We start from the raw sequence: 14,579 nt of genomic DNA, 5'->3' as shown, positions 1-14,579 counted from the left end.
TCCTCAATGCATATAGGTGACGCGCCGTGCTTGCACGTCGAGTTCGACACCGGCGTCGAGCAGATCGATGGCGAACCAGCGGATCAACTTCAACACACCGCTGACAGCCGGCGCCGGCAGCCATTCGTTCAGCATCCGCAACGCGGCGCCGCTGTGCGTTTTTTGCAGCAGTGCAATGGTTTGCAGGATCACGGCTTCGTCTTTGCCGAGATCGCTGGCGCAGCGGCATCGCATGTCGAGCGGACGATAAGACACGTGCATCAGCGAACGCATCAGCAGATCGAAATGTTCGATGCCGTCCTGCCGCAAGCCCACGCCGCTCAGGATGTCGCGCCAGTGCACGCCGCCGCGCGCCGTTTCACAAGCCGGCCGCAGCCAGGTGCGCACGGCGCTGAGCACTGTGCGGTCGGGCGCGTCGTGGGTATCCGTGACGTGATCGTCGACCAGTTCGGGACGGCTGCTGTATTGAGAGCGGAAGTTCATCGATGCTCCTGAATGGACACAGTCCAATGAGTCGCGCCGGCCTGATCGGATGAGGGCCGCGTCGCAGGCCAGCGCATGTCGCGTGCGACGGGTAGGGGGTGACGCGGCGTTCGCGTCGGTGCCTGCTTCAAGTTTTGGCCGGCTGCGGCGGCAGCCATTCGCGCACATGTTCGCTACGTGGCGGTCGCGCCGTTTCTTGCCCGGGGTTTTTCGGCGTCCCGACAAAGAGAAAGCCAAGCAATTGCTCGTTTGGCCCGAAGCCCAATGCGTCGTGCAGTTGCGCTTCATAGCTGTCCGCTCCCGTGGACCAGAAACCGCCATAGCCCAGCGCGTGGATCGCGTTCAGCATGTTCATCGTGGCCGCGCCGACCGACAGCAACTGCTCGATCTCCGGTACTTTTGAATGAGGCGAGAGCGCTGCCCCGAGCGCGATCACGAGTGGCGCGGCGTAAGCCTTCTGCCGCCGATGCGCATGCGCGGAGCGCGGCTCGCCGGGCGAACGGGCGCAAGCGATGTCGACCAGCACGTCGCCGAGGTGGCCGCGTGCGTCGCCGCGGATCGTGACGAAGCGCCACGGCCGCAGATCGCCGTGATCGGGCGCGCGCAAGGCAGCGTCGATGATCAGATCGAGCTCGGCGTCGGCCGGACCCGGTTCGGTGAGCGGCCATTGGGACTGGCGCGACAGCAATACTTCAAACGCGGCCGGCGCCTTGGATCGAGGGGCGGCGTGCGGCGCCGCGGCGGCTATATGTTCGCTTTCGGTTTCAAGGCGGCTGATGTCTAGCGTGATCATGATTTCGGTGTTCGGCTGATGGTATGGACTTCATGATGAGGCAATTTGTCGGTAAATGCAAATCATTCGCATTTAGAAAATGAATTGGACAGAGCGTTGCAGCGCGGGTTGGCAGGGGCTGCGAGCGGACAGAGGGCGTTGTAGCCCAGCCTCGGGCGTCTGATCCGCAACTAACGGTCAGCCACAGCGGGCGCCCCCAGATATGATGGTGAAATGCCGCAGCCAGCCTGCCGCATCCTTGTCTACCCACGCGAGCCAATGCCGACAAAATCTCTCGACGCCGCATCGAACGCCAATTCCACCTCCGCCGAAGCGGCGCAGCGCCTGCCCACCTTAATGCTGGCCACCGGCCTGTCGTTAGGCAGCGCGATCGCGCTGGGCCTTGCCCGCTTCGCGTACGCGTTGCTGTTGCCGTCGATGAAACTCGATCTCGGCTGGAGCTTCGCTCAAGCCGGCGCGATGAATACCGCCAATGCGCTTGGCTATTTGCTGGGCGCGCTCGCGTTTCCGCGGCTCGCGCGCCGCTGGTCGGACGGTACGTTGTTCGGCGCCGGTTGCGTGGCCACGGCGCTTCTGATGGCGATCAGCGGTCTGCTTGCCGACACGCATTCGCTACTCGCGTTGCGCGTGATCACCGGTGTGAGCAGCGCGGCGGTCTTCATCAGCGGCGGCGTGCTGGCGGCGCGGCTTGCATCCGCGAGACCGCATGACGCGGGACTGGTTCTCGGCTTGTATTACGGCGGGACCGGATGGGGCATCGTCGCTTCGTCGGTGCTGGTGCCGCTGACGATTCTCAACGTCGCACATGGCTGGCAATTTGCGTGGTTCGCGCTGGCCGTTGCGTGCGCCGTGTTCGCCGCGATCGCTATCGGCGCCGCGAGGAAAATCGAACGCGTGCACGCGAGCGGGTCTTCGACCGCACAAGCTTCCGATGCTGCCGATGCGCCACGTTGGCCGCGTTTCAGCCCCGCACTGGCAGGCTATGCGTTGTTCGGTGTCGGCTATATCGGCTACATGACGTTCATCGTCGCGCTGCTGCGCAACGCGGGCATGAGCGCGGTGGTGGTGACAGGGTTCTACCTGTTGCTTGGCGTGGCGACGGTGGTTTCGGCGCGCTTGTGGTCTGGTTTGCTCGACCGCATGCGTGGCGGTCACGCGCTCGCGATACTCAACGGCTTGCTCGCGGTGGCGACGCTGTTGCCCGCGTTGTTCACGCAACCGTGGGTGGCGTTCGTCTCCGGCGTGCTGTTCGGCGCGACGTTTCTCTCGGCCGTCGCGTCAACCACGGCCTTCGTGCGCCACAATTTGCCGGTGAGTCACTGGGCCAAGGGCATCAGCGCATTCACGATCGTGTTCGCGTTCGGACAGATCGTCGGGCCGATGGTGATTGGCTGGGTCTCGGATGGCGCCGGTCTCGCACGTGGGCTGGTGTATTCCGCGTTGCTGCTGGCGGCCGGCGCGGTGCTGGCGGCGTGCCAGAAACCGTTACGCGGAGTCTGAGCCCTAAATCTGCACCGACGGAATACTCTTCATACACCGCAGCGCGAACATCGAGCGGCTGTGACGGATGCCGGCAATCTTGTAGAGCTTCTCGCGCAGAAACCGCTCGTAGCCGGCTGTACCGTCGACGGCCACTTTCACCAGATAGTCGTAATCGCCCGACACCAGGTACGCTTCCAGCACTTCAGTCAAGGTTGCCAGTTCGGCGCCGAAGCGGGCGAGGGCGTCATCGTCGTGACGGTCGAGCGTGACCTCGAGCAGCACGACATCGGCGAAGCCGAGCTTCTGCTGATCGAGCAACGCAACGTAGCCGCGGATATACCCCTCGGTCTCCAACTGACGCGTGCGATTCCAGCACGCAGTGGTCGACATGCCGACCAGTTCGGCGAGCTCCGCATTGCTCAGGCGCGCGTTCTTCTGTAACTCGCGCAGGATCTTCCGATCCTGGTTGTCCAGTGGGCGATTTCGGGTTGTCATAGCATTCTCGGAAGCTTGTTCTGATAAATGCCATTATAGCGGAAGATCATCCTGTATTAGGCAAATGGATGGATTGCTTTAAGAAGCCTATCCAGCCTGCGCCTGGGTATATTTTCAGGGTGCATTCATGCCCGGGACAACCGTCCGGGCCGCCGGCCCCGGGCCAGCGGTTCCGCGCGGCCACAAGCTGCCATCCGGTGTCTCGCTGTCTTCTTCACAAGAAGGCGGCACGCGGGCGAATTCCGGCGTTACCAGCGCCTGAAGACGCGCTCGCCGGGCATGGACGCATTTTTCTCTTTTAGCTGTGTTTGTTCGGCGCTCTGACCGCGCTTTGTACCGCCACATTGCGATAGACGTCACGACAGAACTGCATACCGCCTTCATGCGTGCCGTTGATGGCCGCCGCGATGTGCACCGCACCTTCAGCAGGTTCAGGCACCGGCGGATTGACAAGCGCCGCGTCGGTGGCGAGTGGATCGGCAGACGAAGCCCGCATGATGCCGATGCCCTTGATCGTCACGGCGAGACAAGGATCGGGCACCTGTGGACCATGGGTGGCAGCGACGTTGAAGTTGATGTTCAGCGTCCAGAAGCCCTCGTGAATGTTCTGATGAATGATCACTGCCTTCACCACGTCCTGATGTGACAGCGTGTATTCGTTGTTTGCCATGGATCCCTCCTTGCTCATACGCAGTCTGTGCGTACGCGTGCAGATATGGCATTTTGCGCGGGCTAGGGGGCCTAGTCTTACGCGCCGTTTTGTACAGCGCAAGTGAAAAGACATGCGCACCGAGGCGCCGCTTTGCATTGACGAATGGAAGGTGCACCCAGGGTGCGAGCATCTCGGAACGCGCGGCCGCTGGGACAGGCAGGGCCGCGCGGAATGACATTCAGGTGAACTGCTTATGTTGCAAATGATTAGTGGAAAATGAGGTATAGGATAACCAGCACGATCAACGGAACGCCAAGAAGCCAGCCGAGAAGGTAGGGCATGATGTGATCTCCTTTCACATTGAAGTTTGAATGCGATGGTGTCTCAGCATCCGGCGTGCCTAACGGTATTCGTGTGCTACCGCAGCCCTGCGGGAGCGGCCCAAACCCCCGCTAATCATGGCAAATTTTCCCTCAGCACAATACTGAACTGCACGGGTTTGACGTCACTCAGCGCATCGCGCTTCTCACGCACGTTGCGGAAGATCCGCAAGCAATTCCCCACCATGGCCTGCGGTGTTTGTGTGATCAATGCATCCATCGTTCCGTCGATCAGCAGAGCCCGCGTGTCAGGCGTCAACCCGTGCCCGACAAACAGGATCTTCTGATCGGAGCGTGCTTCCACAATCGCGCGAGCGACGCCGTCCGAACCACCACCACTGTTGTAAATCCCCGCGAGATCGGGATGCTGTTCCAACAGCTTGCGCGTCTGCGCATAGTTGCGCTCGCTGTCGTCGTGTCCTTCGCGAAGGCCAATCACCTTGACCGAAGGAAACGTCGATTCGATCAGATGCAGAAAACCGATCTCACGTTCCTCATGCCCACGATAGTTGAGGCTGCCGGCCAGCATCGCGATCTTTCCTCTCGGCCGTGGCCCCATGAAGCGCCCCAATAGCAACGCTGCCGTGCGTCCTGCTGCGCGATTGTCGATGCCCACATAAGCCAGCCGCCGCGCATTCGACAAATCGGAAATCAGCGTAATTGCCGGTACGTCCTGGTCGGCCAGCGTATTCACGGCATCGCGTACGACGGGATGCTCGAGCGCCATGAACACCACGCCATCCGCACGTTGTCCGTAATGCAGTAGACGGTCGGCGAGTTCTTTCGGGTTGAAACTCTCGACGTAGTGAACGCGGCATTTCATGTCCAACGCGTTCCACTGCTCGTGCGCGAAGTCGATGTAGTCGCCGAGCATGTGCAAATAGCGATTGGTGCCGGCCGGCAGAAGAAACGCGATGCGCATCGGTCTTGAAGCCGACGCGACAGGTGCTTCCGGCGTCAGCAGATAGCCGAGTTGCGCGGCCGCCTGAAGCACACGTTGCGCAGTGACGGCGCGCACGCCTTCGCGGCCATTGAGTACGCGATCCACCGTGGCGGTCGAAACGCCGGCGGCGCGCGCAATGTCGGGAATGCGCGCGCGTGCAGCAGCGGTGAGGAGAAGCGGTTCGGACATAACAGTCCTTCGCAGAGTGGAAGTCCATCAAAAACCATCAAGTTCGCGGTTTGACAGCCATTGCCGCGGACGCCTAGTCTTGCAGCTATCACATGACGACTGATACGCAGTGACCGGAAATCAAGGCGGTGTCAGCAGGTGATGAGGTTTTTTGATGGATTCGAAGTCACATCAATTATAAGCAAGGAGACACCCAAATGACCAACCTCGCGAGACGCACGTTGCTGCGTGCCGCTGCCGCTGTGCCGGTTGCCAGCGCGCTGGGCTTTCCGGCGATCGTGCGCGCGGCGTCCGGCCCGGAGTTCGTGTTCAAGTACGGCAACAATCTGCCGCTCACGCATCCGCTGAACGTGCGCTCGCAGGAAGCGGCCAATCAGATCAAAGAGGCGTCGAAAGGGCGCATGGAGATCCGGATATTCCCTAACAACCAGCTCGGCGGCGATACCGACATGCTTGCGCAAGTGCGCAGCGGCGGCATTGAGATGTTCACGCCGTCGGCGCTGGTGGTGTCGACGCTCGCGCCATCGGTGGCAATCAATGCGGTTGGTTTTGCCTTCAGCGACTACAACCAGGTGTGGAGCGCGATGGACGGCAAGCTCGGCGCCTACGTGCGTGCGGCGATGCAGAAGGCCGGGCTCGAGTCGTTTGAAAAGATGTGGGACAACGGCTTTCGTCAGACGACCACCAGCAACGGCCCGATCACCAGCGCGCAGAACATGCGCGGGCTGAAGATACGCGTACCGGTAAGCCCGCTTAGCATCGACATGTTCAAGGGCCTCGGCGCCGCACCGACCAGCTTGCAGTTCAGCGAAGTCTATTCGTCGCTGCAAACGCATATTGTCGATGCGCAGGAAAACCCGCTGCCGATCGTGCAGGTCGCGAAGCTCTACGAAGTGCAGAAATTCTGTTCGTTGACCAACCACATGTGGGACGGCTACTGGTTCGTATTGAACCCGCGCGCGTGGCAACGTCTGCCGAAAGACTTGCAGGGCATTGCTAGCGACGCCTTCAATCAAAGCGCGTTGAAGCAACGCGAAGACGTTCGCAAGCTTAACGACGCTGCCGTCGCGGATCTGCAAAGCAAAGGCTTGGCGATTAATCGTCCGGCACCGGACACGTTCCGCGCGGCGCTGCGTCAAGCGGGCTTTTACGCCGAATGGAAGGGCAAGTTCGGTACGCAGGCGTGGGACCTGCTCGAACAATCGGTCGGCAAGCTGGCTTAGGCGTGAGTCGTGATCGTGAATCGTGAAGCGCGAAGCGTGAATGCTGAGTTGTAGGCCCTGACCGTGCAGCACACCGGTGAGCAAGAGACGAAACGCGGCGAGCGGCCGCGAGGAGGCATCCGCATGTCGAATCACGCATTGAATCCCGCCGAGGCGGCCGTCGCGTTGCACGCGGCGAGCCTGCCGCGCCGCTGGCTGAGAACCTTCGATCGCGGGCTGATTGCGCTCGTCGAAGTCTGTGCGGCGGCGCTGCTGGCGGTGGAGATCGTCGTGATGCTGGCGGGCGTAATCTGGCGTTATGCGTTGCATCAGCCACTGGTGTGGTCGGACGAACTCGCCGGGATTCTGTTCCTGTGGCTCGCCATGCTTGGCGCCGTGCTCGCGTTGCGGCGCGGCGAACATATGCGAATGACGGCTTTCGTTAGCCGCCTTTCGCCGGAGCGGCGCGCATTCGTCGATACGCTGGCGATTGCCGCATCGATTGCATTACTCGCGTTGTTGATCGGACCTGCGTACGACTATGCGTCCGGCGAGGCGGCGATCATTACGCCTGCGCTTGAGATCAGCAACGCATGGCGCGCGCTCGCGTTGCCGATCGGTGCCGCCCTCATGCTGATCGTCGGGCTGATTCGTCTCGCGCAGGTGAGCCGCGTGCGCGACGTGCTGATCGTGCTCGTGATGGTTGCCCTATTAGGCGTGGTGGCTGTGTTCGGCGGTCCGTGGTTCCAGACGCTCGGCAAGGTCAACCTGGTGATCTTCTTCGTCGGCGTGGTCGCGATCGGCATTTTTTCGGGCGTGCCCATCGGATTTTCTTTCGCGCTTGCCACGTTCGGCTATCTCGGTCTCTCGACCTTCACGCCGCTCGAGGTCGTGGTCGGCCGCGTGGATGAGGGCATGTCTCATCTGGTATTGCTGGCTGTGCCGCTGTTCGTGTTTCTCGGCTTGCTGATTGAAATGACCGGCATGGCGCGCGCAATGATCGAGTTTCTTGCGAGCCTCGTCGGTCACCTGCACGGCGGTTTGTCGTTCGTGCTGATTGGCGCGATGTATCTGGTGTCGGGCATCTCCGGTTCGAAAGTCGCGGACATGGCGGCGATTGCACCGGTGCTGTTCCCGGAAATGAAAAAACGCGGCGCTTCTGAAGGCGATCTGGTCGCGCTGCTTGCCACCACCGGCGCGCAAAGCGAAACCATTCCACCGAGCATCGTGCTGATTACGATCGGCTCAGTGACGGGGTTGTCGATTTCCGCGCTCTTCACTGCGGGGATGTTGCCGGGCGCCGTGCTCGCGTTGATTCTCTGCGTGGTGGTGTGGTGGCGCTATCGCAAAGAGGACCTGAGCGGCGCGCAGCGTTTCAACAAGCGGCAGATCGGGCGCCTGTTCGTCGTGTCGCTGCCCGCGCTGGCGTTGCCGTTCGTAATCAGAATGGCGGTGGTTGAAGGTGTGGCGACGGCGACTGAAGTGTCGACCATCGGCATCGCGTATTCGATGGTGATTGGGCTGCTTGTCTACCGGCGGTTCGAATGGAAGCGCCTCGGCCGCATGCTGGTGGACGCGGCCACCTTATCGGGCGCGATCCTGTTCATTATCGGCTGCGCAACGGCCATGGCGTGGGCGCTGACGCAATCCGGCTTCTCGCAGGACCTCGCGCAATTGATGGGTTCGATGCCCGGCGGCGCGTATGGCTTTCTCGCGGTGTCGATCGTCGTATTCGTGATGCTGGGCAGTGTGCTCGAAGGGATCCCCGCCATCGTGCTGTTCGGGCCACTGCTGTTTCCGATCGCGCGACTCGCGGGCGTCAACGAAGTGCACTACGCGATCGTCGTGATTCTGTCGATGGGCGTGGGTCTGTTCTCGCCGCCGTTCGGGGTGGGCTACTACTCGGCATGCGCAATCAGCAAGGTCAATCCCGATGCGGGCATTCGTCCGATCATCGGCTACATGGGTGCTTTGATCGTCGGTCTGATTCTGGTCGCGGCGATTCCCTGGATTTCTATCGGTTTTCTCTAAGGTCTCTTTTAAGTCTCTAAACAGGTTCGACATTCGGGTGCTGCGTTCGCGCTGCGCCGGGGCGTCGCTCGTCTTTCAAAAACTGGCAGCATCGGGAGAGTTTTATGAGTCGTTTCTTTGGCGAGATCCGTCAGGCGGGGTATGTGGTCCGCGATATCGAGGCCGCAATGGACTACTGGAGCCGTGTGCTCGGCGTGGGTCCGTGGTTCTACAACGAACGCGTGCCGATCGAGAATTACACGTATCGCGGGCAATCGTACGACGTGCATAACTCGGTGGCGTTGGCGAATTCGGGCTCGTTACAGGTCGAGCTGATCCAGACACGCAACGATGCGCCGTCCATGTATCGCGACTTTCTTGCTGCGGGCCACACTGGTTTGCAGCACAACGCGTATTGGACGACTTCATTCGACGCAGACCTCGTGCGTTTGCAGGAGCAGGGCTTCAAAGTCGCGATGAGCGGCGAAGTGGGGCGCAACGGACGCTTCGTTTACTTCGACACCGAAAATCATCCGGGCACGGTGATCGAGTTGTCGGAAATCGCCGGACCAAAAGGCAAGCTGTTCGACATGATCTATGCGGCCTCGCGTGATTGGGACGGCCGTGGTCCAGTGCGCCGGTTTCCCGATCTGAGCGCGCTATGAACGCAACGTTGCAACAGCAGAGCGTCAACGACAATTGCCTCGAAGCCGACTATCTGATCGAGACGCCGCTCGATCCTGCACGTGTTGCCGATGTGATGGCAGGCGAGCAGTCGAGCGGCACCTTTGTGCGGGTCGCCAACGAGTCTGACGCACTGCGCGCGCGCAGCCGCGCGAGCGCGGTGCGGATCGAAGAACTCGAGTCCGCCGCGCAGCCCAGTTTGCCGAGTGCATGGCTTGCGCGTCAGGGCACGCCGGGGCCGTGGCGGCGCGCGCGTGTCACGCTGTCGTTTCCGCTGGCCAACATCGAGGCGAATCTGCCGACGCTTGCCGCGACCGTCGCTGGCAATCTGTATGACCTCGGCGAAGTGACCGGCATGCGCTTGTTGTCGTTGCGCTTGCCGGCGTCATATCGTGCGCGCTTCGAATTGCCGCGTCATGGCGTAGCCGGTACACGGGCGCTGACGCAAGTCGCCGGCAGGCCGATGATCGGCACCATCATCAAACCGAACGTCGGCCTGAGTGCTGAAGAAACAGCAGCACTGGTGCGCGAGTTATGCGAAGCGGGCGTCGATTTCATCAAGGACGATGAGGTGTGCGCGAATCCAGCGCATGCTCCGCTCGCCGAGCGCGTGCGCGCGGTGATGAAGGAAGTGCGCAACTATCGCGAGCGCAGCGGCCGCCCGGTGATGGTCGCATTCAATATCACCGACGACCTCGACGCTATGCGCCGGCATGCTGAACTCGTCGAGCAGGAAGGCGGCAGTTGCGTGATGGCGAGCATCAACTGGTGCGGCTTTTCCGCGATCCAGACACTGCGTCGCGCAACGCCGCTCGTGCTGCACGCACATCGCAACGGCTACGGCATGATGTCGCGCGATCCGGCGCTTGGCATGTCGTTTCAGGCGTATCAAACGCTCTGGCGTTTGACGGGTGTCGACCATATGCATGTGCACGGCCTCGCCGGCAAATTCGCGCAGAGCGATGCCGAAGTGATCGAGTCCGCGGGCGATTGCGCCACGCCGCTCGCGCCGGGTTGCGACGATATCGTGCTGCCTGCGTTTTCGTCAGGACAATGGGCGGGCACCGTGCAAGCGACGTTCGACGCCGTGCGTTCCACCGACTTGCTGTTCATGTCGGGCGGCGGCATTCTCGCGCATCCGGACGGTCCTGCGGCGGGCGTCACGAGTGTTCGACAGGCATGGGAAGCGGTGCAGGCGCGCACGCCGTTGGAGATTTACGCCGAACATATGCCGGAATTGCGGCGCGCGTTGGAATTTTTCGGCAGCCGTACGTGAGCGATACACCGGAACGGGAGGCGAGCGGCAATGAGTGACATCAGCGGCGATGGTCCCGCCTATGGCTTCTACGGCGACGACTTTACGGGCGCGACCGACACGCTTGCTCATCTCGCCCGCGCCGGCTTGCGCACCATGTTGTTCTTCGCCCCGCCGGATGCCGCTCGGCTTTCGATGCTGGGGCGGCTTGACGCAGTTGGCATCGCGGGCGCGGCGCGGACCATGCCACCGCACGAGCAGCAACCGGAGCTTGCGCGCGTGGGCGCCGCGTTCGCCGCGCTTGGCGTGCGCGTGATGCACTACAAAGTGTGCTCGACTTTCGATAGCGCGCCGCAGACCGGCAGCATCGGCGTGGCCATTCGCACGTTGCGAGCGTACTGTGCGAATCCATTGGTTGCGGTGGTGGGCGGTCAACCGAATCTGCGTCGCTATTGCGTGTTCGGCGAACTGTTCGCGGCGGCCGGTGCGGACGATCATCAACAGTCGATCTACAGGATCGACCGTCATCCGACCATGAGCCGTCACCCTGTCACACCGATGAATGAAGCGGACTTGCGGGTCCATCTGCAACGTCAGGGGCTGGAAAATGTGCAATCGATCGACTGGCGTTGCTATGCACTTGGCGACGCGGCGCTGCAAACAGAACTGGCCTACAGACTCGAATCGAAACCTGACGGCGTGCTATTCGACGTGCTCGACGACTCGCATTTGCGTGCGATTGGTCGTCTGATTGCAGGTCAAGCCACGGCACGAGCGCCATTGCTGGCGGTCGGGGCGAGCAGCGTGGCGCAGGCCTACGCCTGTGCACTCAACGATGCGGGTGAACGTGGAGAAGTGAATGCTGCGCCCGCTTCGCTGGCTCGTGCACGCGGACCGGTGTTCGTGCTGGCCGGCAGTCTTTCGCCTCTGACTGAAGTGCAGATCGCCGCCGCGCATTCCTATCTGCGTGTAGAACTGGACCCGCTGCAAATGACCGGCGACGCCGCGTCGGACTATCTGGCCACGCGTGTCGCCGCAATCGCCGGGCCATTGCGCGACGGCCGCAACGTGCTCGCTTTCACGACGCGTCGCGCGGCGCACGCAGACGATGCTGCGCACAGCGCGTTGCCGCAACTCGCCCACGCGTGTGCCGCGCTGCTGAAAGCGGTACTCAGCAAGGTGAGATTGCAACGCATCGGAATTGCAGGCGGCGATACATCGAGCTTTGCCGTCCGCGCACTCGATGCGTGGGGGCTGTCGTATCTCTCGCCTCTATCGGCAGGCGTTACCGTGTGCCGCCTGCATGCCGATAGAAAAGAGCTCGACGGCATGGAGATCATGCTCAAAGGCGGCCAAATGGGCGACGCCGATCTGTTCGAGCAACTGCTGAACGGCTACAACACCCATACGTGATGCCTGAACTGACGTCGGCCGCCGGATATCGATGCAGCGAACTGCATCGATATCCGGCGGCCGACCTGGTTTTGAACTGCTGACCCGAGTGCTTCACGCCGGCTATATCACGCCTGCGACGACCAGCACGATCACGACGATCACCACGATGCCGATACCGCCAGTCGGTGCATAACCCCATGAACGGCTATGCGGCCACGTCGGAAACGCACCGATGAGGAGAAGGATCAGCACAATCAGAAGAATAGTTCCCAACATATTAATCACCTCCGCTTGGGTTGATAGGACCTTCCGGTCACGACAGCCATGCAGCACGCACTTAGGCGCGCTTGCGAGAAGGCAGTATCGATGTCCTGATTCAGCAAGCCATGTGCCCAAGACGAAAAGCGCGGGGTGAATTGTTTAAAACGGCCGTTGAGGTTCCTCGTTCGTACGACGCGCACTGTTCCGATCGGTCGACAGACGAGCGGTTCAACTCACATCTCGCGATCTGTCTGGTCGCGTAAAAGCACGTCTTCTTCCTCCATTCTTCATACCTTTACCGCGTCGTACAACTCGCCACCTCCGCCACCTGATTGATGGGGGCCGTTACGGGCGGTGTTACGTAACGAGCGCGTTACCGAACACGATTTCGCGCCTTTTTTGCGGCCCTTCTGAGGCCCAAGGTCAGGAGAAAACGCATATATGACAAGGGTTTGCCCCATATCCCCAGATCAATTGTGAAAGAAATCTGACGATTGGCATGCTTGCTGCTTTATAGGTAGTGCGGTGCACAACACAGACAAGACAAGCAGTAGGTGGTTTTGAAGTTCGAGTCAACGGCTGGCCTGGTCGGGGGTTATCAGGTCTGTCTCCTCAGCGCACAAGCGGTGGGATCTTTTGTTCGGATCTTATCGTGGCGGCGTTTTGCCTGAGTACCCAGGTTGCACGGGTGCGAGCGGCTTGCAGTGAATCCCCCATTGTTGTTTAGCAACGTCCAGACGTTTGGTTTCGCGCTGGATGAGTGAATTCAAAGTTGATTGCATTGCGCGCTTCTTCGCGTGCCGGGGTGGTGTTGTTATCGCGAAGAGCGTGGTGGTTGAAGCCTGAGAGACATGAGCTGTTGGAGCGAACACAAGTTCAGCAGCTCGACAAGAACGTTTGGCGCGAGAGACCAGCGCGGGGATAAGAATGGATACGGCGAATTTTGCGCATCAAAGAAGAACGATTCCGGGGTTGCAAAGCCTGATCGCACGCTTGCTCGATGTGATGCTTGTCGTCCTTGGGGCGGTGGCTGCGTCGCAAGTGCGATTTGAAGATCTCACGCAGAGCCGTATCGATACCGCATTTGTCGCGTTTGCCGCAGCTTTTACGCTGGTTCTGTTTCCCGTATTCGGCGTCTACGGTTCATGGCGTGGGCGAGCACGCCTGCGCATGGCCGGTCAGGTGTCGCTGGCGTGGCTCGTGGTTCAAAGCTGTGGTCTGGTGCTGATGTTCTCGCTGCATCGCACGGATTTCATCTCGCGTCTCTGGTTTGCCTATTGGATGGCAATCACGGGCGGCGCGCTGATTGTGTCGCGTCTGGTTGTACACGCTGTGCTTGCACGCGTTCGGCACGCAGGGATGAATCTCCGCCGGGTAGCGGTTGTGGGGTGTGGGTCGCATTGCCACCAGGTCGTGCGCAGTATCGAAGGCTCGACGACGAGCGGATTTCGTGCCGTGGCGGCCTTTGATGTGCGGCCGGTGGTGGGGACGATAGGCTCAGGTGTGCCGGTGTACGACGACATCACCAAGTTCGCCGCTTACGTGAGGACACACGATGTGCAGGAGTTGTGGCTTGCGTTGCCACTCTCCGAGGAACGCACGCTGTCGCGTTTTGTGGCTGAGTTTCGCGACGACCTCATCAACGTGCGTTTCGTGCCCGATATGCGCAGTGTGGCGTTGTTCGACAGCGGCATGATCGACCTGATCGGCATGCCCGCGATCAACCTGGTTGCGTCGCCGGTGCCGGCTCGCGCTTTGGTGAAGAAAGAGATCTTCGATCGCGCGTTCGCCGCCTGCGCGCTGCTTTCGATTGCTCCGTTGCTGATCGCGATTGCAATTGCCGTAAAGCTCTCTTCGCGTGGACCGGTGTTTTTCACGCAGAAGCGCAAGGGTGCGGATGGACGCATCTTCAAGATCTACAAGTTCCGCTCGATGCGTCCTCATGACGTAGAAGCGGGTCAGGTGAAGCAGGCCACGCGCGGCGATCCGCGTGTTACGCGAGTGGGTGCGTTTCTCAGGCGGACTAGCCTGGATGAGTTGCCGCAGTTCTTCAATGTACTGCGGGGCGATATGTCGGTAGTGGGGCCCCGGCCTCATGCGATTGAACATGACGAGCTTTATCAGAAAGTAGTGAACGGCTATATCCACCGGTACCGGATCAAGCCGGGGATCACCGGATGGGCGCAGGTCAACGGATTCAGAGGGGAGACAGACCAGATCGAGAAGATGCAAGGGCGCGTCGAACACGATCTGTATTACCTGCGCAATTGGTCGTTTGGGCTCGACATGCGGATTGTTGCGGCGACGATAGCGAAGGGTCTGGTTCATAGCAACGCGTACTGACACCTGAACACA

At 60.9% G+C, this 14,579-nt stretch carries 13 protein-coding genes; 7 read left to right on the top strand and 6 right to left on the bottom strand.

The window, feature by feature from the left end; all coding sequences use genetic code 11:
* Positions 1-3: 3 nt before the first annotated feature.
* Both PQR40_RS08055 and PQR40_RS08050 read right to left on the bottom strand, forming a co-directional pair.
* Positions 4-483, bottom strand: coding sequence for a hypothetical protein (locus PQR40_RS08055; protein WP_408233352.1), 480 nt, complete (start codon positions 481-483; stop codon positions 4-6).
* 127 nt (positions 484-610) lie between these two features.
* Positions 611-1,276, bottom strand: coding sequence for a nitroreductase family protein (locus tag PQR40_RS08050; protein WP_408233349.1), 666 nt, complete (start codon positions 1,274-1,276; stop codon positions 611-613).
* A 258-nt stretch (positions 1,277-1,534) separates the two neighbouring features.
* Here PQR40_RS08050 and PQR40_RS08045 point away from each other — a divergent pair, with 258 nt between their 5' ends.
* On the top strand, positions 1,535-2,776 hold the full coding sequence (locus PQR40_RS08045) for a YbfB/YjiJ family MFS transporter (RefSeq protein WP_408508738.1): 1,242 nt from the start codon (positions 1,535-1,537) through the stop codon (positions 2,774-2,776).
* A 3-nt stretch (positions 2,777-2,779) separates the two neighbouring features.
* Here PQR40_RS08045 and PQR40_RS08040 read toward each other — a convergent pair whose 3' ends face one another.
* From PQR40_RS08040 to PQR40_RS08030, 3 genes are all read right to left on the bottom strand, one after another.
* Positions 2,780-3,253, bottom strand: a complete 474-nt coding sequence (locus PQR40_RS08040) for an Lrp/AsnC family transcriptional regulator (RefSeq protein ID WP_408508737.1) — start codon at positions 3,251-3,253, stop codon at positions 2,780-2,782.
* A gap of 298 nt (positions 3,254-3,551) precedes the next feature.
* Positions 3,552-3,923, bottom strand: coding sequence for a hypothetical protein (locus PQR40_RS08035; RefSeq protein WP_408233340.1), 372 nt, complete (start codon positions 3,921-3,923; stop codon positions 3,552-3,554).
* 438 nt (positions 3,924-4,361) lie between these two features.
* A complete protein-coding gene (locus PQR40_RS08030; RefSeq protein ID WP_408508736.1) occupies positions 4,362-5,417 on the bottom strand; it encodes a LacI family DNA-binding transcriptional regulator in 1,056 nt (351 codons plus the stop codon).
* 197 nt (positions 5,418-5,614) lie between these two features.
* Between PQR40_RS08030 and PQR40_RS08025 the strand changes: the two genes are divergently transcribed.
* From PQR40_RS08025 to PQR40_RS08005, 5 genes are all read left to right on the top strand, one after another.
* Complete coding sequence (locus tag PQR40_RS08025; protein ID WP_325047203.1) at positions 5,615-6,640, top strand: TRAP transporter substrate-binding protein; 1,026 nt, start codon at positions 5,615-5,617, stop codon at positions 6,638-6,640.
* Between the two features lie 123 nt (positions 6,641-6,763).
* Positions 6,764-8,650, top strand: a complete 1,887-nt coding sequence (locus PQR40_RS08020; protein WP_408508735.1) for a TRAP transporter large permease — start codon at positions 6,764-6,766, stop codon at positions 8,648-8,650.
* A 104-nt stretch (positions 8,651-8,754) separates the two neighbouring features.
* Positions 8,755-9,294, top strand: coding sequence for a VOC family protein (locus PQR40_RS08015; RefSeq protein ID WP_408508734.1), 540 nt, complete (start codon positions 8,755-8,757; stop codon positions 9,292-9,294).
* Positions 9,291-10,589: a ribulose-bisphosphate carboxylase large subunit family protein gene (locus PQR40_RS08010; protein WP_408508733.1), complete on the top strand. Its 1,299-nt coding sequence runs from the start codon at positions 9,291-9,293 to the stop codon at positions 10,587-10,589. Before PQR40_RS08015 ends, PQR40_RS08010 begins: the two co-directional genes overlap by 4 nt.
* A gap of 30 nt (positions 10,590-10,619) precedes the next feature.
* Positions 10,620-11,981: a four-carbon acid sugar kinase family protein gene (locus PQR40_RS08005; RefSeq protein WP_408508732.1), complete on the top strand. Its 1,362-nt coding sequence runs from the start codon at positions 10,620-10,622 to the stop codon at positions 11,979-11,981.
* Positions 11,982-12,083: 102 nt separating this feature from the next.
* Here the strand turns inward: PQR40_RS08005 and PQR40_RS08000 are convergent, their stop codons facing one another.
* Positions 12,084-12,239, bottom strand: a complete 156-nt coding sequence (locus PQR40_RS08000) for a DUF3309 family protein (protein WP_201073954.1) — start codon at positions 12,237-12,239, stop codon at positions 12,084-12,086.
* 912 nt (positions 12,240-13,151) lie between these two features.
* On the opposite strand from PQR40_RS08000, the gene PQR40_RS07995 reads away from it, so the two are divergent.
* On the top strand, positions 13,152-14,567 hold the full coding sequence (locus PQR40_RS07995) for an undecaprenyl-phosphate glucose phosphotransferase (protein ID WP_408508731.1): 1,416 nt from the start codon (positions 13,152-13,154) through the stop codon (positions 14,565-14,567).
* Positions 14,568-14,579: the final 12 nt, after the last annotated feature.

The sequence above is a fragment of the Paraburkholderia sediminicola genome (genome assembly GCF_046026855.1).
In the GTDB taxonomy this organism is placed as follows: Bacteria; Pseudomonadota; Gammaproteobacteria; order Burkholderiales; family Burkholderiaceae; genus Paraburkholderia; species Paraburkholderia sediminicola_A.
This window is presented reverse-complemented; position numbering and strand designations above follow the sequence as displayed.

Coding starts and splice junctions, on each gene's coding strand:
- PQR40_RS08055 (WP_408233352.1), bottom strand. CDS start 483: ATGAACTTCCGCTCTCAATACAGCAGCCGTCCCGAACTGGTCGACGAT.
- PQR40_RS08050 (WP_408233349.1), bottom strand. CDS start 1,276: ATGATCACGCTAGACATCAGCCGCCTTGAAACCGAAAGCGAACATATA.
- PQR40_RS08045 (WP_408508738.1), top strand. CDS start 1,535: ATGCCGACAAAATCTCTCGACGCCGCATCGAACGCCAATTCCACCTCC.
- PQR40_RS08040 (WP_408508737.1), bottom strand. CDS start 3,253: ATGACAACCCGAAATCGCCCACTGGACAACCAGGATCGGAAGATCCTG.
- PQR40_RS08035 (WP_408233340.1), bottom strand. CDS start 3,923: ATGGCAAACAACGAATACACGCTGTCACATCAGGACGTGGTGAAGGCA.
- PQR40_RS08030 (WP_408508736.1), bottom strand. CDS start 5,417: ATGTCCGAACCGCTTCTCCTCACCGCTGCTGCACGCGCGCGCATTCCC.
- PQR40_RS08025 (WP_325047203.1), top strand. CDS start 5,615: ATGACCAACCTCGCGAGACGCACGTTGCTGCGTGCCGCTGCCGCTGTG.
- PQR40_RS08020 (WP_408508735.1), top strand. CDS start 6,764: ATGTCGAATCACGCATTGAATCCCGCCGAGGCGGCCGTCGCGTTGCAC.
- PQR40_RS08015 (WP_408508734.1), top strand. CDS start 8,755: ATGAGTCGTTTCTTTGGCGAGATCCGTCAGGCGGGGTATGTGGTCCGC.
- PQR40_RS08010 (WP_408508733.1), top strand. CDS start 9,291: ATGAACGCAACGTTGCAACAGCAGAGCGTCAACGACAATTGCCTCGAA.
- PQR40_RS08005 (WP_408508732.1), top strand. CDS start 10,620: ATGAGTGACATCAGCGGCGATGGTCCCGCCTATGGCTTCTACGGCGAC.
- PQR40_RS08000 (WP_201073954.1), bottom strand. CDS start 12,239: ATGTTGGGAACTATTCTTCTGATTGTGCTGATCCTTCTCCTCATCGGT.
- PQR40_RS07995 (WP_408508731.1), top strand. CDS start 13,152: ATGGATACGGCGAATTTTGCGCATCAAAGAAGAACGATTCCGGGGTTG.